Source organism: Gordonia sp. NPDC003424, assembly GCF_053588655.1.
This window is the reverse complement of sequence record NZ_JBSFQJ010000004.1, coordinates 1-19847: the sequence shown is the minus strand read 5'-3', so window position 1 is coordinate 19847 and position 19847 is coordinate 1. Positions and strand designations below refer to the sequence as shown.

16 protein-coding genes, 1 pseudogene and 1 riboswitch are annotated in these 19847 nt (G+C 67.1%); of the genes and pseudogenes, 4 read left to right on the top strand and 13 right to left on the bottom strand.

What is annotated here, in order from left to right; genetic code table 11:
- The first annotated feature begins 24 nt into the window (after positions 1–24).
- Positions 25–107, top strand: a riboswitch (cobalamin riboswitch).
- Between the two features lie 62 nt (positions 108–169).
- Both ACWDTI_RS07535 and ACWDTI_RS07530 read left to right on the top strand, forming a co-directional pair.
- Entirely contained in the window at positions 170–394 is a 225-nt protein-coding gene (locus ACWDTI_RS07535; protein WP_449737441.1) for a CbtB domain-containing protein, read from the top strand.
- A gap of 27 nt (positions 395–421) precedes the next feature.
- On the top strand, positions 422–1264 hold the full coding sequence (locus ACWDTI_RS07530; protein ID WP_449737440.1) for a CbtA family protein: 843 nt from the start codon (positions 422–424) through the stop codon (positions 1262–1264).
- On the opposite strand, the gene ACWDTI_RS07525 is transcribed toward ACWDTI_RS07530, so the two are convergent.
- Positions 1210–1872 (bottom strand): (2Fe-2S)-binding protein, encoded by a 663-nt coding sequence (locus ACWDTI_RS07525; protein WP_449737439.1) that lies wholly within the window; start codon positions 1870–1872, stop codon positions 1210–1212. The genes ACWDTI_RS07530 and ACWDTI_RS07525 overlap by 55 nt on opposite strands.
- A 51-nt stretch (positions 1873–1923) precedes the next feature.
- On the opposite strand from ACWDTI_RS07525, the gene ACWDTI_RS07520 reads away from it, so the two are divergent.
- Positions 1924–2577, top strand: a complete 654-nt coding sequence (locus tag ACWDTI_RS07520) for a GAP family protein (RefSeq protein ID WP_449737438.1) — start codon at positions 1924–1926, stop codon at positions 2575–2577.
- A 111-nt stretch (positions 2578–2688) separates the two neighbouring features.
- Positions 2689–3918: an acyl-CoA dehydrogenase family protein gene (locus ACWDTI_RS07515; protein WP_449737437.1), complete on the top strand. Its 1230-nt coding sequence runs from the start codon at positions 2689–2691 to the stop codon at positions 3916–3918.
- Between the two features lie 19 nt (positions 3919–3937).
- Here the strand turns inward: ACWDTI_RS07515 and ACWDTI_RS07510 are convergent, their stop codons facing one another.
- The 12 genes and pseudogenes from ACWDTI_RS07510 to ACWDTI_RS07455 form a co-directional block, all read right to left on the bottom strand.
- Positions 3938–5215, bottom strand: coding sequence for an Nramp family divalent metal transporter (locus ACWDTI_RS07510; RefSeq protein WP_449737436.1), 1278 nt, complete (start codon positions 5213–5215; stop codon positions 3938–3940).
- Between the two features lie 79 nt (positions 5216–5294).
- Positions 5295–8072 carry a molybdopterin-dependent oxidoreductase gene (locus tag ACWDTI_RS07505; protein ID WP_449737435.1) on the bottom strand — a complete coding sequence of 926 codons (2778 nt, stop codon included), beginning with the start codon at positions 8070–8072 and terminating at the stop codon, positions 5295–5297.
- Positions 8069–8887 (bottom strand): FAD binding domain-containing protein, encoded by an 819-nt coding sequence (locus ACWDTI_RS07500; protein ID WP_449737434.1) that lies wholly within the window; start codon positions 8885–8887, stop codon positions 8069–8071. Before ACWDTI_RS07500 ends, ACWDTI_RS07505 begins: the two co-directional genes overlap by 4 nt.
- Positions 8887–10236, bottom strand: a complete 1350-nt coding sequence (locus ACWDTI_RS07495; protein ID WP_449737433.1) for an 8-oxoguanine deaminase — start codon at positions 10234–10236, stop codon at positions 8887–8889. The genes ACWDTI_RS07500 and ACWDTI_RS07495 overlap by 1 nt, the downstream gene beginning before the upstream one ends.
- 57 nt (positions 10237–10293) lie before the next feature.
- Positions 10294–10881 (bottom strand): L,D-transpeptidase, encoded by a 588-nt coding sequence (locus ACWDTI_RS07490; RefSeq protein ID WP_449737432.1) that lies wholly within the window; start codon positions 10879–10881, stop codon positions 10294–10296.
- Between the two features lie 287 nt (positions 10882–11168).
- A complete protein-coding gene (locus ACWDTI_RS07485; RefSeq protein ID WP_449737431.1) occupies positions 11169–12308 on the bottom strand; it encodes a HoxN/HupN/NixA family nickel/cobalt transporter in 1140 nt (379 codons plus the stop codon).
- 190 nt (positions 12309–12498) lie between these two features.
- Positions 12499–12969 carry a response regulator gene (locus ACWDTI_RS07480; RefSeq protein ID WP_449737430.1) on the bottom strand — a complete coding sequence of 157 codons (471 nt, stop codon included), beginning with the start codon at positions 12967–12969 and terminating at the stop codon, positions 12499–12501.
- A complete protein-coding gene (gene madC, locus ACWDTI_RS07475; RefSeq protein WP_449737429.1) occupies positions 12966–14507 on the bottom strand; it encodes a MadC family VWA domain-containing protein in 1542 nt (513 codons plus the stop codon). The genes ACWDTI_RS07480 and madC overlap by 4 nt, the downstream gene beginning before the upstream one ends.
- 5 nt (positions 14508–14512) lie before the next feature.
- Positions 14513–15570: pseudogene (locus ACWDTI_RS07470) on the bottom strand (MadB family AAA-type ATPase).
- Between the two features lie 163 nt (positions 15571–15733).
- Positions 15734–17005: an NDMA-dependent methanol dehydrogenase gene (gene mdo / locus ACWDTI_RS07465; protein WP_449737428.1), complete on the bottom strand. Its 1272-nt coding sequence runs from the start codon at positions 17003–17005 to the stop codon at positions 15734–15736.
- Between the two features lie 154 nt (positions 17006–17159).
- Positions 17160–18647, bottom strand: a complete 1488-nt coding sequence (locus ACWDTI_RS07460) for an MFS transporter (protein ID WP_449737427.1) — start codon at positions 18645–18647, stop codon at positions 17160–17162.
- Between the two features lie 87 nt (positions 18648–18734).
- On the bottom strand, positions 18735–19847 hold a 1113-nt coding region (locus tag ACWDTI_RS07455), incomplete at its 5' end, for a DUF222 domain-containing protein (protein ID WP_449737426.1).

Here is a 19847-nt window from a genome sequence, read left to right as displayed (position 1 = left end):
AGAGTCATCTCACATCACTGTGCGGGGAATCCGGTGAGAGTCCGGAGTGGTCGCGCCGCTGTGATCCGTAGACGACATGCCCGTCGCCGACGGAGAGCCAGAATGCCGCCGTGATGAACCTCGTTTGGACAACGCAGTTGGGACGCGACATCCCAGGGAAAGGACACCGATGACCGCCTCGACACGTGCGAGTGCCACACCCCGATCACTCGCCATTCCGAATCTCTCCGTTGCGAGCGCGGCGCTCTGGCTGACCGTGACGGTCATGCTCGCCGCGCTCGCCTACTACTTCCTCGGCTACGACCAGGGCGCGGTGTCGGTGTTCGGATCGGACACCCATGTGCACGAGTTCGTGCACGACGCGCGCCACTTCCTCGGCTTCCCCTGCCACTGAGCGCACCCGGCAGGGAGACAACAACACATGGAAAAGAAATTCATCGGCGCAGGTCTGCTCTCGGGCCTGATCGCCGGCATAGTCGCGTACGTATTCGCCCGCTTGTTCATCGAACCGCAGGTTGCCAAGGCCATCGACTACGAGGAAGGACGGTCGCACGCCGAGGAGATGCTCGCCGGCGAACATGGCGGCCACGAGCATGGCGAGGTGTTCACCAGATCCGTGCAGGAGAACATCGGCGCCGGTGTCGGCACCGTCGTCTTCGCCGTCTGCATGGGGGCGTTCTTCGCGGTGGCGTTCACCCTGCTGTGGGCCTATCTCGGACGCAGGTATCCGGCGACCGACCCGCGCTGGGTGGCCGCGGCGCTCGGGGTGATCGGCTTCGTCTCGATGTTCGCCGTACCGTTCTTCGTCTACCCGGCCAATCCTCCGGCGGTCGGGAACGACGACACCATCGGCGCACGCAGTGGCGCATTCCTGACGATCACCCTGTTGTCGGTCGCGTTCGCGATCCTCGCCGTCCTCGTCGCGCTGTCGCTGCGCCCGCGGATCGGCGGTCTGGTCTCCGGAGTCGTCGGCGGCATCGGATATCTCGCAGCGGTGACCGTCGCCGCCGCCTTCCTTCCCGAATTCCACGAAGTGCCCGGCCCGCTGACCAATGACGCCGGTCAGATCGTGTTCGCGGGATTCCCGGGCGACGTCATCGGCGACTTCCGCGTCTTCGCGATCGCCAACCAGGTCATCCTGTGGACGGTGCTCACCGTCGTGTTCGCACTCGTCCTCGGACGGATGATGGCCTCGGAGGAATCGGCGAGTCAACCGAGCACACAGTCACCGCAGACGGCCGTGCGATCCCCGGACACCCGGTAGATCAGGCAACAACTCCGACGACGAAAGTCCGGTCCGGACCGGAGGTCTCCGGATTCGACCTCCGGTTCGGCCAGGATGGTGTCGGCCGCGGCGTGCGCCCGCGCCGAGAGATCGCCCCTGGCCACCGCGATCAACCGCGCGGCGCTGTTGGCCGCCGAGGCGACATTTCCCCACAGCACGTGGCCGCTGACGCCGAACACACTCGCCACCGTCTCGGTCAGCACCACGATTGCCGACTCGTCCCACGGATCGGGCTCGACGGTGACGGTCACGGACAGCGGGTACGGCCCGCCGAGCCGGTCCTGCCACCAAAGGTCGTCGACGCGTCGGGATATCGGCTTGTCGCCCAACGCAACCGACGCCACCCAGGGTGCGATGATGCGTGCCACCAACCCCAGGTGGGCCACCGACGCCGCGACCCGCTCGTCGACCAGTCCGGAGGGCGCGCCGGGCGCCAGCGCGGCGCGGACCGCACGCACCCGTGCGGTGATGCCCGACTCGTACAGAAGTACCGAGAGTGGTTGCCAGGGCGCATCTTTGGTCTCACCAGGTCGGTGGCCGTCGACGGCGAAGAACGGACCCAATGCCGCGAGGTCATGCTCGATCATCGTCCGACAAACATAGCGCTTCCGCGGAACACGGCGGTGCTACATTGGCGCGTGGCCATTCTCGATGTCCTTCCGGCGGCGATCGGTCTACTGCTGGTGTCGGCGCCGGTGGCGTTGGTCAGCCTGACGGTGGTCATCAAGCGTCCGTTCGCCGTCGCGGCAGCATTTCTCGCCGGGTGGCTGGTGGGCCTGCTCGTCGCGAGTGCGGTGATCCTGCTCGTCGCCGACGGCATCTATCTCGCCGACCGGGACGGCCCATGGCTGGACTACCTGAAGATCGTGGTCGGTCTGCTGCTGGTCGTCCTGGCGGTGCGCAAGTGGCGCGGGCATTCCGACGGCGACGACGCGGCGCCGAAATGGTTATCCGCCATCGACACCATGACGTCCGGACGCGCGGCGACGATCGGTTTTCTGTTGGCCGCGGTCAACCCGAAGAACGTGGCGGTGGTCGCCGCGGCCGCCGCGACGATCGCGGACGCGACTCATCGGATCCCCGAACAGGTTCTGGCCGTCGTCGTGTTCGCCGCGGTCGGCACTCTGGCCATCGCCGCTCCGGTGCTGATCAGCGGGCTACTTGGCGATCGGGCCGCCGGTTTCTTCGACGTCGCCGATCGGTGGACCGGTCGGTACGGCGACTCCGTGGTGGCGGTCGTGCTGGCCGTCCTCGGCGTCATCCTGATCGTCAACGGCGTGACAGGGCTGTGAGGCCCACAAAGACACGAAATATGCGTTGCGTGTCTTTACATGCCCGGTGACTCCTGACACAGTGGTGACAAGCAGCTGAAACGTGTTCTGATTCCGGTGGGGAGTGTGCCGATGTTCGAATGGTCCGACGAAGACTTGATGGTGCGAGATGCCTTGCGCGCGTTCATCGACAAGGAGATCCGGCCGCACATCGACGAGCTCGAGACCGGGCAGCTTCCGCCCTACGACATCACCCGCAAACTGCTCGCCGCCTTCGGCGTGGACGCCATGGCGCGCGACGCGGTCGAGAAGGAACTCGCGGCCGAGGCGGAGGGCACGAAGTCGTCGGGCGGCGGGGGCGGCGGCAACAACATGTCGAGCTCGATGTTCATGATGGTCAACATCGAACTCGCCGGCGTCTGCCTGGGTCTGGTCGGCTCGATGGGCGTCAGCATGGGCCTGACGGCGTCGGCCATTCGCGGCAAGGGCACGCTCGCGCAGAAGAAGCGCTGGCTGCCGGAACTCGTGACGATGGAGAAGGTCGGCGCCTGGGCGATCACCGAACCCGACTCCGGGTCCGATGCGCTCGGCGGGATGAAGACCACCGTCCGCCGCGACGGCGACGACTATGTCCTGAACGGGCAGAAGACCTTCATCACCAACGGCCCGTATGCGGACACCATCGTCGTGTTCGCCAAGCTCGACGACGGCGCCGGCACCCCGATGCGCGAGCGGAAGGTTCTCACCTTCGTCCTCGACAAGGGGATGGAGGGCCTCACACAGGGCAAACCGTTCAAGAAGATGGGCATGATGAGTTCGCCCACCGGGGAACTGTTCTTCGACAATGTGCGGCTCGGCAAGGATCGGCTGCTCGGCGAGACCGAGGACACCGGGTCCAACTCCCGCGGCGACGAGGGCGTCAAGGCCGGATTCACCGCCGAACGGGTCGGCATCGCTGCGCTGTCACTCGGCATCATCAACGAATGTCAGCGGCTCTCCATCGACTACGCCAAGACCCGCAAACTGTGGGGTCAGGAGATCGCACAGTTCCAGCTCATCCAGCTCAAGCTCGCCGAGATGGAGGTCGCCCGGATCAACGTGCAGAACATGCTGTTCAACGCGATCGAGCGGGCGCAGGCCGGTAAGCCGCTGAGCCTGGCGGAGGCATCGGCGATGAAGCTGTACTCGTCGAAGGCGGCCACCGACGTCGCGATGGAAGCCGTGCAGCTGTTCGGCGGCAACGGCTACATGGCCGAATATCGTGTGGAACAGCTTGCGCGCGATGCGAAGTCGTTGATGATCTACGCCGGCAGCAACGAGATCCAGGTGACGCACGTGGCGAAGGGGTTGCTGCGGGGGTAGCGCCCGAGCGCGATGCGTGTCAGGCGGCTCCGCAGAAGAGCAACACCAGCAGCGTGACGTTGAGGATGACGATGAGCACCGACGCGACGCCGGCAGCGATCCGCAAGGGCCACCGATCGGCGAACTCGCCCATGAGTTCGCGGTCGGCGGTCAGGCGGCCGAGCGGGATCACGGCGAACGGGATACCGAAGCTCAGCACGACCTGACTGAGCACGAGCGCCCACGTCGGATCGACCCCGATGGCCAGCACGACGAGCGCCGGGATCACCGTCACCACCCGCCGGACGAACAACGGGATGCGCTTGTGCAGCAAGCCGCCCATGATCGCGGCGCCGGCCGTGGAGCCGACGGAGGTGGCGGCCAGACCACTGGCCAGCAGGCCGACGGCGAACACCGTCGCCATGCCGTGACCCAGCGCGTTGCCGACCGCGTCGTAGGCCCCTTCGATGGTGTCGGTGCCCTCGATGCCGCGCAGGTTCTGGGCCGCCAGCAGCAGCAGGGCGATGTTCACCGCGCCGGCGATCAGCAGCGCGATCACCACATCCCAGCGGGTGATGCGGACGAGCCAGCGCTTGCGCGAAGCCGTGTCACTCTTTCCGTGGCGGTCGATGACCAGCGCGGAGTGCACGTAGATGGCGTGTGGCATCACCGTGGCGCCGAGCATGCTCGCGGCCAGCAGGACGGTCTCAGGTCCCTGCAGGTGGGGGATCAGGCCCCCGAGGACCTCGTCGGCGGGCGGTGGATTGACGAAGAGTCCCGCGAGAAAACCGACGACGATGATCGCGAGCAATCCCAGGATCACCCGCTCGAAGATGCGTTGCTGTTCCGGATTCTGCAGCAGGAGCAGCAGCAAGGACACGGCGCCGACGATCACCCCACCCACGACGAGCGGCAGGCCGAAGAGAAGTTGCAGCGCGATCGCGCCACCGAGCACCTCGGCCAGGTCGGTGGCGATCGCGACGATCTCGGCCTGTACCCAGAACGTCAGTCGGGATCGGGTACCCAGACGCTGACCGAGCAGGGTCGGGAGGCTGTTGCCGGTGACGATGCCGAGCTTGGCCGATTGGTACTGGATGACCATCGCGATCACGTTGGCCAGGACGAGCACCCAGACCAGCAGGAATCCGTACCGGGCGCCGGCGGTGATGTTCGCCGCGACGTTGCCGGGGTCGACGTAGGCGATCGCCGCCACGAATGCCGGTCCGAGCATGGCGACGTTGCGCAACCAGGCCCGGCGATTGCGCACCAGTTTGACGGGTTCCGTCGAGACCGACTCGCGATTACCGACCATGCTCACCCGTTGAATTTCGCATATCGCCACAGATGTTTCAATCCTGGCGAAAGAAAAAGTTCGGATACCCGAAAATGATGCCGGCTCATCGCTGGACCGATCGCCAGACCCGGTCGCGGGACATCGGCAGCTCGTGGGGGCGCACGCCGATGGCCCTGCGGATCGCGTTCGCCAGCGCCGGGGCGACCGGGTTGTACGGGGACTCGCTCATGGATTTGGCGCCGAACGGCCCGAGATCGTCGGAGGTGTCGGCGAAGTAGACCTCGGTGGTCGGGATGTCGCCGATCTGCGGCACCCGATAGGTCCGGAACACCGGGGTCTGCGGCACGCCGTCGGTGAGCATGATCTCCTCGTAGAGCGACGACCCGATCGCCTGCGCGACGCCACCCTCGACCTGCCCCAGGCACTGCTGCGGATTCATCACCGTGCCGGCGTCGGCGGCCTGCACCGACTGCAGGATGACGACCGCGCCGGTCTCGACGTTCACCGCTACGCGGAAGGCCTGCACGTTGAACGCGATCGACCGGAGGTCGCCGTTCTCGACACCGGTACCCACCAGCCGGTCGCCGTCGCGGTCGACCGGCCCGGACGTGTCGATCATCTCCGCGAACGAGACCATGCGCTCGCCGACGAGGGCCCCATCGGGGCCCAGGACGATGCGATCCTCCTCGGCGTGTGTCACTGTCGCCGCGGCCTCGATCAACTTCTCACGCAATGCGATACACGCGGCGTGCAGCGCCTTTCCGGCGACCGTGATGCCCGCGGACGCGAAGGCGCCGGTGTCGTAGTCGGCGCCGTCGGTGTCCCCGTTGCGCAGACTTAGGTGATCCAGCGTGGTGTTGAGGGCGGTCGCCGCGATCTGGGTGTGCACGGTGGTGGTGCCGTTGCCGAACTCCGCCGTGCCGACCCCGAGTTCGTAGATGCCGTCGGCACCGACCGACACCGTCGCGCGTGAGATGTGCCCGCGCGGTGCCATGGTCGCGATCGCGGCGAGCGCCATCCCCTCGCCGACGCGCCACTGTTCACCACGTGGTGCCTCGATCCCGTTGCCGCGCAACAGCGCCCGTTTTGCCAGGTCGAGGCATTGATCGAGGCCGTAACTGCCGTACAGCAGGTCGGCCTCGGGTTCGGGATGCGCGATCAGCAGCGGATCGCCGTCCGCGACGGCGTTGACGCGCCGCACCTCGAACGGGTCGAGGTCGAGTTCGATCGCGAGTTCGTCGAGCGCGCTCTCGATCGCGAAGATGACCTGGCCGAGTCCGTAACCGCGGAAGGCGCCCGACGGCGGGTTGTTGGTGTAGACGACTTCGGCGTCCACGCGTTTCACCGGGCAGTTGTACACCGAGACGGATTCGGCGCAGGCATGGAACATGACACCGATCGCATGGTTTCCGTAGGCGCCGGTGTCCGACAGCACGTCGATCTTCAGGGCGGTGAGGCGCCCGTCGGGGTCGGCGCCGAGGTCGACGGCCACCCGGAACGGGTGCCGGTAGGTGGTGCGGGTCATCTCGTCCGTGCGGCTCATCTCGTAGGCACAGGGTTGGCCGGTCCGCAGAACGGCAAGGGCGACAAGGTCTTCGGTCAGAAGCTCCTGCTTGCCCCCGAAACCGCCGCCCACCCGGGCACTGAACACGCGGATCTTCTCGGCAGGGAGATCGAGGATGTGCGCGAGTTCGTCGCGGACGAGGAACGGCACCTGCGTGCTCGTCCGGATGACGAGGCGTCCGTCGTCGTCGAGCCATCCGAGGCTGCCGTGGGTTTCCAGCTGCGCGTGGGAGACTCGGGCATTGGACCAGGTGCCGGAGATGCGCACCGCGGAATCGTCCAACGCCGCATCGATATCCCCGCCGAATCCCTCGTGGAACGCGGCGATCACGTTCGTGTCGGCATGTGCGACGCGATCGGCGGGGGTGCGGTCCGGGTGCAGGAGTGGAGCGCCCGGGCCGCGTGCCTCCTCCGGATCGAACACGGCGGGCAGGATTTCGTAGGTCACCTCGATCGCCCGGCATGCCGCTTCGGCCGCGGCTGCGGTGCCGGCGACGACGGCGGCCACCCGCTGTCCGACGAACCGCACCACGTCGTCGAAGATGCGGGTGTCGTCCGGATCGTCCTCGCGGTGCTCGTGTCGTGCCGTGGAAAACCGTGTGGCGGGCACATTCTCGTGCGTGAGGATGAGTTCGACGCCGTCTACTTCGGCGGCCGCGGACGTGTCGATGGCGACGATCCGGGCATGCGCATGCGGTGAGCCGAGAACCCGGAGGTAGGTGAGGCCTTCGATCGCGGTGTCGAAGGTGTAGGGCTCGGTGCCGGTGACCACGCGCCGCGCGGCGGGTGGGGTGACGGCGTGGCCGATTGCGTTGCCGTCGGCGGGGGATCTCGATGCGCTCGTCGCAAGCTCCTCGCTTACTCGATCAGCGGGGGGTGCGCTCGTCGCAAGCACCCCCTGGCCGATCGCATCCCGGATCGCGCGGTATCCGGTGCAGCGGCAGAGGTTTCCCTTCATCTTCCGCGGCAGGTCGTCGAGGTCTTCGGGTGTGAGGGTGGAGGCGGTGACGATCATCCCGGCGGTGCAGAAGCCGCACTGGAAGCCGAAGTTGTCGACGAAGGCCTGCTGCATCGGGTGCAGGTTGTCGGGTGTGCCGAGACCCGACACCGTGGTGACGTCATGTCCGTCGATGCGCTGCGCCGGATAGATGCACGAGTGCACCGGCATGTCGTCGACCAGCACCGAGCAGGCACCGCAATCGCCGGCGTCGCAGCCCTTCTTGACCTCGAAATGGGTGGCGTCGCGCAGGAAGGTGCGCAGGCACTGCCCGGGTTGTGGGGTCTCCGCATGGGGCTCGCCGTTGATCGTGTACTTCACTGCGGACCACCGACGGCCAGTTCGCTGCGGATCTCCTCGGCGAGGACGGCTGAGACGCCGCGTCGCCAGTCCGCGGCACCGAGCGGGTCGGTGTAGTAGCCGTGGGCGGCCAGGACCTCGCCGCGCAACGCATCGGCGTCGGGAAGTGCGGGGTAGCGCAGGATCGTCGGCCGTTCGGTGGCTGCGGTGATGCCGAAAACCGTTGTGCCGTCGTCATCGACGCGGCCGGTGACCACGGCACCGGACCGGCCCAGCTCGGCCAGCGCGATCTTGCGGAACGCGGTGCGCGACCCCATCGCATGTCCGGGGATGTCGATGCACCGCAACACCTCACCCTCCGCCAGGGTATTGGTGCCGTTGCCGGTGACCATGTCCGCCACCGGAATCCGATACTCGTCGCCGTCGGGGGTCCACACCCCCGCGACGCCGTCGAGCCCCGCGCTGAGCGAGACCATCGACGCCGCCGCGAACGACCGGCAGATGTTGCCGCCGACGGTGGCGATGTTCCATATCTTGAAGGAGGCGAGCAAGGCGTTGGCGCACTGGGCGAAGAGTGGACGGGCCCGCCAGTGCGGATGCTCCGGCAACCGGGTGATCTCGACGATGGGGCAGGTGGCCGCGATGCGGAGCCCGCCATCCGGAAGTTCTTCCAGCGCAGGCCAGTCCATCGAGGTGAGGTCGACGAGGCCGGTCGTGGCAACCTGCGGTTCGGAGAAGACCCAGGTTCCGCCCGCGACGAGCTGCTCGCCCGGGGCCAGGATGAGATCGGAGCGGGTGTGGGCGTAGCGGTAGCCGGTGACGGTGTTGAGGTCCATCAGCCGGCTTTCTCGATGAGGCGCCGGTGTTCGCGTGCGACGTCGCCGGCCACGAGATCGGTGTCGACGGTGAGCATTTGATTGTCGTCGATGATCCGGCGGCCGCCGATCCAACTGCCGGCGATGGGTGGGATGGCACCCAGGACCAGGGCCGCGACCGGATCGTCGATCCCGGTGTGCGCCAGCGTCGACAGATCCCACAGCACCAGATCGGCCAGCTTGCCGACCTCGATGGAGCCGGTGTCACCGGCGCGGCCCAGCACTCGGGCACCGCCGATGGTCGCCAATTCCATTGCGGTGCGGGTGGTCAGCGCGGTCGGCCCGCCACGCGCCCGGGCCATCAGGACCGCCTGATGTGCCTCCTCGAGGAGGCGGCAGGACTCGCTCGACGCCGCGCCGTCGACGCCGAGACCGACCGGCACGCCCGCGTCGACCAGATCGCGGGTGCGGCAGATCCGGTTGCCCAGACGGGCATTCGACGTCGGGCAGTGCGCCACGCCGGTCGAGGTGGCCGCGAGGCGCCCGATCTCGTCGTCGTCGAACTCGATGCCGTGCGCGAACCAGACGTCGTCACCGACCCAGCCCACCGATTCCATGTACTGCAGCGGCGTGCAACCGAAATGCTCGTCGCAGTAGGTGTTCTCGTCCAGTGACTCGGCCAGATGGGTGTGCATCCGCACGCCGAGTTCGCGTGCCAGGGCAGCGGATTCGCGCAGCAGGTCGGTGGTCACCGAGAACGGTGAGCAGGGAGCCAGGGCGACCTGCAGCAGGGAGTCGGGTCCGGCATCGTGCCATTTCGAGACCGCGTCGGCACTGGCGGTCAGGATCTGATCGAGGTTCTGGACCACCGAATCCGGTGGTAGCCCACCGTCCTTCTCCGACAGATCCATCGATCCGCGTGTCGGGTGGAACCGCAGCCCGATCGTTCGCGCGGCGTCGATCTCCGCGCCGAGCAGGTCGCCGCCCTCGGCCGGGAAGACGTAGTGGTGGTCGGTCGTCGTGGTGCAGCCGGACAGGGCCAGTTGGGCGAGCCCACCGAGGGCCGCCGTGCGGACCGCGTTCTCGTCGATACCGGCCCAGATGGGATAGAGGGTGGTGAGCCACTGGAACAGCGTGTGATCGGCCGCCAGACCCCGCGTGATCCATTGATACAGGTGGTGATGCGTGTTGACCAGGCCGGGCGTCAGCACGCAGCCGCTACCGTCCACCCTGATCACGTCGTCGGGCAGCCGGTCGGGGGTGTCGCCCACCGACACGATGCGTGTGCCGTCGATCACCACGGATGCTGACGGCAACTCGCGACGCGCAGCGTCAACCGTGATGACCTGGGCGTTCTCGATCAACGTCATGGGGGACACCGGAGTCACGCTACGACGAACCGGCGATCACCGCATGTCAGGCGATGACTATGGGACGATCGACACCCTGGTGCCGTCGCCGGCCCAGTCGTAGAGCCGTCCCATCATCGTCTCGGGAACGTGGACACAGCCGCGTGAGCCGTCGACCTTGTACCGGGTCGTGTCGCCGTAGCTGAATTTCTGCCACGGTGAGTCGTGGAACCCGATGTCGCCGAACAGTCGCACCCAGTAGTGCACGAACACCGTGTACCCCGGGCCGCTGAGGTAGCGGTCGGGTTCGTGATCGGCGACGTGGAAATCACCCACCGGGGTGCCGACGCCGAGGCTCGAACTGCCGGTGGTCACCGGTGAGTCGGCGATCGGTGTCTGGCCGCGACACATCCACATGTGCTGCTCGGCGATGCTGACCTTCACCAGATTTCCGGACGTGTTACCCGAACATGGCGGCGGCTTCGGCACAGCCGTGGGAATACCGGCCGCAATCGCGATGGGTGCCGTCGGGGTCTGGGGAGCCTGGGCGTTGCCGCGGATCAGTCGCCCGGCCACGACCAGGCTGACCACGAGTACCGCGACCGTCAGCAACGACAGCCATACGCGGTCCCAATCCACGACTCGCTTCTCCCCGGACCAGACCACGGGTCACGATTATGCCCTCGATGGGGTCGCCGGTCGACACGGTCGAATCAGGTGTCGCCGCCCGACTCCGGGTTCAGCTGTGACTGTGGGCGTGCTCGGAGGTCAGGCCCTCTTCGTGCACGTGTGCATGAGTGTGTTCGACGCCGTCATGCGTATGGGTGTGCTCGTGCGTGACGTGGGCATGCGTGTGGTCGGTGTGGGCGTGCGTATGAGTCGTGCCGTCGTGGGTGTGCTCGTGTGTATGGACAGTGGCAGGTATATCTGCATTCATACGCAGATAATGTAGATCAATCCGAAGCGGGCGTCCAGCGCTCCTCGATGTTGCCGAAGTGCCAGACCGCCAAGGCCACGAGCCACGAGACGACGAACAGACCGACGATGAAGTAGCCCGCGTAGCCCAGGTCGATGTTCGCGATGGCGGCCACCGGGCCGGACTCGATGTCGAGGCGGTCGGCGATGACGCCGATGAGTTCGATGGTGCCGATGATCAGGGCGACCGCGACCGAGATGGACGTGATGGTGAGGTTGTAGAAGATCTTGCGGACCGGCCTGGCGAACGCCCACCCGTACGCGTAGTTCATGAACACGCCGTCGCTGGTGTCCATCAGACACATGCCGGCCGCAAACAGGATGGGCAGCACGAGGATTGCGTAGAACGGCAGACTGAGGGCGGCGGCGCCACCGGCGAGAACCAGCAACCCGACCTCGGTCGCGGTGTCGAAGCCGAGTCCGAACAGTACGCCGATCGGGTAGATGTGCCACGGCTTGGTGACGGTCTTGGTGAGCCCGCCGAGGAATCGGTTCATGAATCCGCGGGAATCGAGTTCGCGTTCGAGAGCGGCCTCGTCGTATCGGCCCTGTCGCAGTTCCTGGAGGACCCGCACGATCCCGAGCAGGGCAAAAAGGTTGAGCAGACCGATGATCCACAGGAATACGCCGGACACCGACGGCCCGATGAGACCGGTGATCGTGTGCAGTGTGGAGTCCTGTTTCTCGACGGGCCCGACGAGGGCTCGCACTCCCACGGCCAGCAACACCGAGAGCGCGAACACGATCGTCGAATGTCCGAGGGAGAACCAGAAACCGACCGACAGTGGTTTTCGGTCGACGCCCGCATCGAGGTTGTCGGCCAACAGCTTTCGCGTGGTGTTGTCCACCGCTGCGATGTGGTCGGCGTCGAAGGCGTGCCGCAGACCGAACGTGTACGCGAGGATGCCGACGCCGATGGTGAACACGGGATGATCGCCACCCAGCTGGTAGTGGTGCGGCACCACCAGGCCGAAGAGGACGCCGAAACCGATCAGATGCAGCAGGAGGATGAAGCCGTACATGCCGGCCAGCGACGCTTTGTCCGCTCCGGACAGGCTTCGGCGGAACTGCGTGAATCGTCCCGTGGCGGGTGAATCGGTGGCGCCGCTGCTCGTCATGGCCGTACCTCCGTGATAACCGGTAGAGCGCCCCGACTCCCGCGCTCGACAGCGCGCCAGCTCACATTATCTGTCTATCTGTTGATCTGTCGAGATGGAAAAGTGGCGCCGTGCCGGGTTTGTGGTGCTGTGCGCGAAATGTCCGAATCGGTACGCGGGCAGGGATATTCGAGGGGCTGCGACTCGCCGCTCAGATGGTCGGTGTCTGCTGGTGGTTGGGCGGCGTGAAGACGAGGTGGCCCGCAGCCACTTCCAGGACGGCGGTGACCAGGCGTGTGGTGTCGACGTCTTTGACGACGCAACCGCGTGCGCCGGCATCGGCCGCCGCTGCGACCACACGCTCGTCCAGAAATGTGGTGAGCAGCAGCGAAGCCACGGCCGGGTGATTGCCGGCCAACCGCTCGATCAGGTCCAGCCCGCAGTAGTGGCCCTGCGCGCCGACGAGTTTCAGGTCGACCACCGCCACGTCGGGATTCAGGCCGGTGATCAGCTCGAATGCCTCCTCCGTGGACCCCGCCTCGCCGACGACGTCGATCTGCGGGTGCCGATCCAATAGACAGCGCAGGCTCTCACGCAGCATGACGTGGTCGTCGGCGAGGACCACCCGCACCGGTGTCGAGCAGCGAGTGCGGGCGGGCAGCGATGCACGCCTGGCGGTCAACTCAGTCCGCTCCCCAGATCATCTGCCCGGCTGAGCATTTCGGTCCCGTCGCGGGCCGCCACGACTTTCGCGCAATGGTCTGCGTAATCGGCCATGGCGCAGCCTGTTTGGGTCCAGTACCGGGTGGGTTCCGGGGTCACCCACGCGACTCGATGCGCACGCCGAGACACCTCGGCGAACAGATCGGGCCGCGGGTCGAAACCATTGCTGCGGGCGTCGCCGACGACGAGAACCGAGGTCCGCGAGGTGACGAGATCGCCGTACTCCTCGAGCAGCGAGTCCCACATGGTGCCGTAGTCACTGGTGGCGGCGAGGTCGAGACCGTCGGCCGCCAGCACCGCGGCGAGTGCGTTGTCGGCGTGTGCCGCGCGTAGTGCCGTCGTGACCAGGACCGGACGGTCGACGAAGGCGACGACCTCGCACCGGTCGCCCATGCGGTGCAGCGTCTGGGCGAGTCGCAGGATGAATCCGGTGACGGGTCGGACCGACAGGGATACGTCGACGAGGATGAGCAGCCGCACCGGGCCCGGCGTGCGCTGCCTGCGCCAAAGCTGCAGGGGCACTCCGTCGGTGGTCACCGACGCACGCATGGTCCGGCGGATGTCGAGCATGCCGCGGTCGCCGCGCCGTGCCACGCGACGGGGTGCGCCGCGCATGCGCTGTACGAGCCGATGGCATGCGCGATCGATCTCGGCCTGGTCACTGGCGGCCTGCGGCGGCGACTCGTCGTCGGCGATTACTGACAGCTCGGCGTCGAGCCGGGCGGCCAGAGCGTCGATGAACGCCGTCAGGGCGCGTTCGAGTTCGGCCCGTCGCCGGTCGTCGAGGCCTTCCGCGCCGTCGGTGCCGTACGCGCGCCGTGCGTCGTAGCCGTCGAGGGCGGCCAGGATCGCGGCCGCGTCGGTCAGTCCCAACGGTGTGCCGCGGACCCGCGTCGCCGATCCGACGAGTTCGCCGACCGAGCCGGAATCGGCCTCCTCTATCTCGACGGTGTAGGTGATGCCGCCGGCAACCGATTCGGTGTCGGGGTCCACGCCGAGCTGCTCGGATCCCGAGGAGACGGTGAAGTCGTTCTCCTCGCGATGCGCGCTCTCCGCATTGCGTTCGGCCGTGTCGGGATCGTCGATCATCAGCTCGCCGATCTCGTCGGTGTGCTCGTCGGCGCCGATTCGTCGTGCCGCGCCGACGAATTCGTCATCCCACACCACGTCTTCCGGCAGCTCGGCGGCAGCTCCGCGGATGCGCGGCAGCGGTTGGTCGGCATGGTCGGCGCCGCCCGCGGCGAAGAACATCTCGTACGCCCGGTCGAAACCCGTGTCTTCATGGGCGTACTTCACGCAGACGCTACGCAGTGCCGCCCGCAGTACGGTCAGATCGGCGGCGCCGACGATGGCGAGCGTGCGGCGGATCTCGATGACCTCCGCGGGGGACGCGGCGACCGAGTGGCGGCGCAGGGTCTGTCCGAACAGTACGGAGAGGACGTCGAGTACCCGATCGCGATCGGCCGTCTCCGGTGACGTGCCGTCGAGGGTCGACATCGCCGCTACCGCCGCTGCGCGCTGCGTGCTCGACCGGCGCCGAAGGCGGTCGCGGTCACCGTCCCGGTGGGGTCGAGCCGTCGGTTCTGATCTGTTGACCGCCGGTGGAATCGCGACCTGAGGGTGTCACCAGTGCCCGCCGCGCGATATCCAGGTCGGAGCCGAACTTCAACAACAGTGCCAGGAGAGCTCGATCGACCGCGGCCCGGTCGGGCCCGAACCCGCCGGCCTCGAGGAAGGACGCGGCGCGGGCCGCGTCGATGACCTCGGCGATCGATGGGCTCTTGCGCAGCGGCAGGTCGCGCAGGTCGCGGGCCAGGTCGACGACCCGACCGATGACCGCCTCCTCCACCTCGGGTGCGCGCACCGCGACGATGCGCCGCTCGCGTTCCACCGACGGGTAGTCGACCTGAAAGTGCAGGCAGCGGCGCTTGAGTGCGGGGGAGAGTTCGCGAGTGTCGTTGGAGGTCAAGATGACCCACGGTGCCGACCGGGCGGTGAAGGTACCCAGCTCGGGCACGCTCACCTGACGTTCGGCGAGCACCTCGAGCATCACCGCCTCCATCGCCTCGTCGGTGCGGTCGATCTCGTCGACCAGCAGGACGGTGGGCACTGTCGACATGATGGCCGCCAGCAGTGGCCGTGGGACGAGAAAGTCCTCGGTGTAGACGCCGACGTCCGTGCGCGCGAGGGCCGCCGACGCCGACGACAGGCTGGTTTCGGCGGCCAACTCCCCGCTGATCCGGTCGCGCAGCATCTGCACGTGCAGGAGTTGGCGGGCGTAGTCCCACTCGTAGAGGGCGCGGGACTCGTCGAGGCCTTCGTAGCACTGCAGCCGGATCAGCTCGCGCCCGGCGGCTGCGGCCAATGCCTTGGCCAGTTCCGTCTTGCCCACCCCGGCCGGGCCCTCGAGCAACAGCGGCCGGTCCAGCAGGGTCGCCAGATGGACGACAACCGCGAGATCGTCGTCGATGAGGTAGCCCTGGGCGCCGAGGGCGGCCGTCAGGTCATCGACGGTGTCGAAGGTGGTGAGCGGCTCGGACAGGGCCGGCATGGCGGACATGACTCCTCGATTCGGGTGAGTAAAAGTGTTGTCGGACAACAGGTTGTGACAGAACGGGTATGTACAGGGCACGGCCCGGGTGAGGCTCATGCGAACCTCACCCGGGCCGTTCGACGGCAGCGTTGCCCCACCACCGACGTTTCGCACCGGAATTACTGGTAGGTCAGTAACTTCCGGTCATGGCGTGCGTCACCATCGGGATCAGCGACTCGACGGTGCACTCACGCGGGTTGCCCGGCGTGCACCAGTCATCCATCATGTGCTCGGCGATCGCGCGGATCTGCTTGTCCGAGGTGTCCATGGTGTCGCCGCGGCCCTCGTACTTGCCGGTGTTCATCCGGTTCTTCTCGTAGCTGGCGACGGTGACCTGTCCGAAGTTGTCCGGGATGCCGAGATCCTTCGACAGGCGGATCGCTTCCTCCACGGCCGCGTCGGCCGCCTGCACGGTGGTCATCTTGGACGTGTCGACACCCATCAGCCGGGCGATGTCGGCGTAGCGCTCGTAGCGGGACGGCAGGTTGTACTCCCACACTCGCGGCAGCGCGATCGCGTTGTTCAGTCCGTGGTGGCTGTCGTAGAAGGCGCTCACCGCGTGCGACAGCGAGTGGATGAGGCCGAGACCGCCCGAGTTGAATGCCTGTGCCGCAATGTATTGCGCGTGCATCATGCCCGTGCGCGCCTCGAGGTTGCGGGGCTCGTACACGGCCGTGCGCAGGTGATCGCGGATGAGCTCGATCGAGTACTTGGCGTTACCCAGCGACGGGGCGAAGTCCAGCCGCGACACGTACGGCTCACTCGCGTGGGCCAGCACGTCGAAGCCGCAGAACGCGGTGAAGTGCTCGGGGCAGCTGTAGTAGAGCAGCGGATCGTCCATCGCCAGGTCGACGAGGCAGGTGTCGTCGAAGGCCACCCACTTGTGCGGCTTGTTCATGTCCGACGTGTCGGTGATGACGTAGGCCCACGAGGTCTCCGACCCGGTGCCTGCGGTGGTGGAGACCGCGATGTGCTTGGGGTTCTCCTTGTTGGTGGCCTTGGCGAAGCCTTCGAACTCGTTGATGTTGCGGCCGTCGTGCGCGATGACCATCCGGGCGCCCTTGGCGGCGTCGTGGCTCGATCCGCCGCCGACCGAGATGATGCCGTCGCACTTCTCGGACTGATAGAGCGCCGCGGCGTCCATGCAGTTGTAGTCCTTGGGGTTGGACTCGACCTTGTCGTACAGGACGACGTCGACGCCCTGATACTCGATCTTGCCCGTCAACTCCTCGATGATCCCCGAGCCGCGCAGGCCGGTGGTCATCAGCAGGACGCGGGTCATGCCGAGGTTGCGGGCCTCGACGCCGAGCATGTCGTGGGCGCCGACACCGAGTTTGGCGTTGGGGAAGGGGTGGAAGTCCTTGATCGGGAAGTCCCAGATCTGGTTGAGCTCGATGGCCATGTGGTCAAACTCCCTAGTGAGGCGAATTGATCTGAAGCCCTTCCAGACTGTTGGACAGATCACACCCCAAACAAGATCACCTGTTCATATACACATATGTTCAGTCCTAGAGGTCAGTTACGTGACCTGCCTGTTGGGACAGGTGGGAAGTGCGTCAGATGTCTTCGACGACCATCGGCCTGGCTGAGGGGATCGCCAGGGCCAGCATCGCCGCGACCGCGCACGCACCGAGGGAGATGGCCGCGGCGGCGAGGTATCCGCCGGTCGACGGGACCGACACGGCGGCGCCGTCGGCGGACACGTGGATCAGCGAGGCGGTGAGGATCATGCCGACCACCGCCGCCGATGTGGAGGTACCGACCACACGCATGAGCGCGTTCACGCCGTTGGCCTCGCCGGTCTGCTCCACCCGGACCGCGCGCATGATGAGTGCGGGCATCGCGGAGTAGGCGATACCGAGGCCCGCGCCGATCAGCGACGCGAGGATGACCATCAGCCACCAGGTCATGGGCCACGGTCCGGCCATCGCCACGATGAACACGACGTATCCGAGGCCGAGGACGACCGCGCCGGTGGCCAGTGACACGCGCGGTCCGTAGGCGGCGGTGAGCCGGGCACTGAGGTTGGAGAACAGGAACATGACCAGGCCGCTCGGGGTCAGCACCAGGCTCGCGGTGAGCATGTCGAAGCCGAGTCCGTCGGGAGTCGACGTCGGCGCCATCAGGAGCTGGATCGGGATGAGCTGCATCGAGTAGAAGGCGAACCCGACCGCTATCGACGCGATGTTGGTGAGCAGCACCGGCCGTTCGGCGGCCAGGCGCAGGTCGATCAGTGGGGTCGCCGCGCGCCGTTCGACGAACCACCACGCCGCGGCCACCAGCACGAACGCGCCGAAGAGTCCGAGGGTCAGCGGATCGGCCCATCCCCACGCCGCGCCCTTGGACAGCGGCAATAGCAGACAGGTGAGCATGGTGGCAAGACCGATCGCTCCGACGATGTCGAATCGGCCGCCACTGGGAGCACGACTCTCCGGGACCGTCAGCCGGATGCCGATGCCGCCGGCCACCGCGGCGGCCGCACAGGCCCAGAACAGGGCGTGCCAACTCAGGTGCTGGGCGATCGCCGCGGCGAACGGAAGTCCAAGCGCGCCACCGACACCGAGGGAGGCACTCATGGTGCCGACCGACGCCCCGAGGTGACGGGGCGGCACGATGTCGCGCATCACGCTGATGCCCAGGGCGATGGTGCCGAAGCCGAGACCCTGCAGGCCGCGGCCGATCAGGAAGGGTACGAGCGAGGTGGACAGGGCGGACACCACGGAGCCGGTGGCGACCGCACCCATGCTGGCGACGAGCATCCGGCGCTTTCCGTACATGTCGCCGAGCCGTCCACCGATCGGGGTGACGACGGCACCGGTCAGCAGGGTGATGGTCAGCGCCCACGAGGTGTCGGCCGGTGCTGCGTCGAGCAGAGTCGGAAGGCTGGGGATGAGCGGCACGATGATCGTCTGCATCAGCGCGACGACGATGCCGGCGGCGCAGAGCACGCTGACGGCGAGGCGGGGATGGTGCTCCGGTGGGGTGTCGTCCGGGGGGCCTACGGGCGTCTTCGCCCGCGGCTTATCGAGCGCACTCACCGACATCCACCTCCGCTGAACACCGTAACCCACGCGGATCGGGCGACCGATCGGGCGTTCGGTGGGGTCTGTATTCGACGGGCGCGGTCGGGTTCAGAAGGGTGGTGGTGGTCCGTCGTGGTGGCGTTTGTGGTTGCGGTTGCGTTCTGCGCGTCGGCGGGCGTGTTTGTTCGCCGTCCGACTGCGGGTGCGTGTCGGGCGGTCGATCGGTGGGGCCTGGGTGGTGGGCGGTGCTTGCGGGGTCGCGGTGTAGCGGATGCGGCGTAGCCCGGGGAACAGTTCCTCCATGGTCTCGGCCTCACCCGGGATGACCAGTCCCTCGGGGGTGACCGTCTCGGTACGCAGCCGACCCTTCTCGTCGCGCCACATGTAATCGAGCCAGCCGGAGAACGTTTTCAGCAAGTGCCACGGCCGGCATTTCGGGTTCATGTTCTCCGAGGTGGTCTGACCACCCGCGGCGGGATCGTCGTGGTCGAACTCGGCGACGTGGTCGCCGTCGCACTCCCACGCGCTCATACCGCAGCCGGGTTCGCTGCAGTAGCCGTGGCGAATCCGCAGGAACGCATCCAACGACGCGGACGGCCGATACGGATCCGACGGCAACGACCCGGCCACCGTGACCGAGCCATCGGGATTCCTCGGGGTGCCGGGCGGGATCAGCGGAGCGATCCGCGCATCCGGACGCGCAGCCAACTCCCGCACATGCTCATCGTCGATCACCCCGTGCCCATCCAGGAAACCCGGATTGTTCGCACGCCCGGCCAGGGTGGCCTCGTCACACACGACATGGATGACGACCTTGGCGGCCACCGGCACCACAGCCGTCGAGGTGGCCGCGTCGCTGTCGGATGCCGCGTCGAGGGTGGGTGCGGTGATCGGACAGTCACCGTGGCCGCATTCACACGCGTACTCGGTGCCCGACAGCAGTGCGAACTCCGCGTCGGAGCGACGCTGATTCTTGGTGCGGCCGTCGTGGTCACACACCCGGCCGGCCAGCGCGTCAATGCTGGCATAGGCGATGCGGGCGTTTTCCGCCGACATCACCGCGGTCAGCGCCGCGGTGCCGTCGCCCCGGTTCTCCACCCACACGCCCCGCTTATCCATCGCATCCTTGCGGCGTTCGCGCACCGCGTCGGGATCATGCCGGAAAATGATGCGGTCGATCATGTCGCGCAACCGTTTCGCCGAGAACCTGCCCGCCCGGAG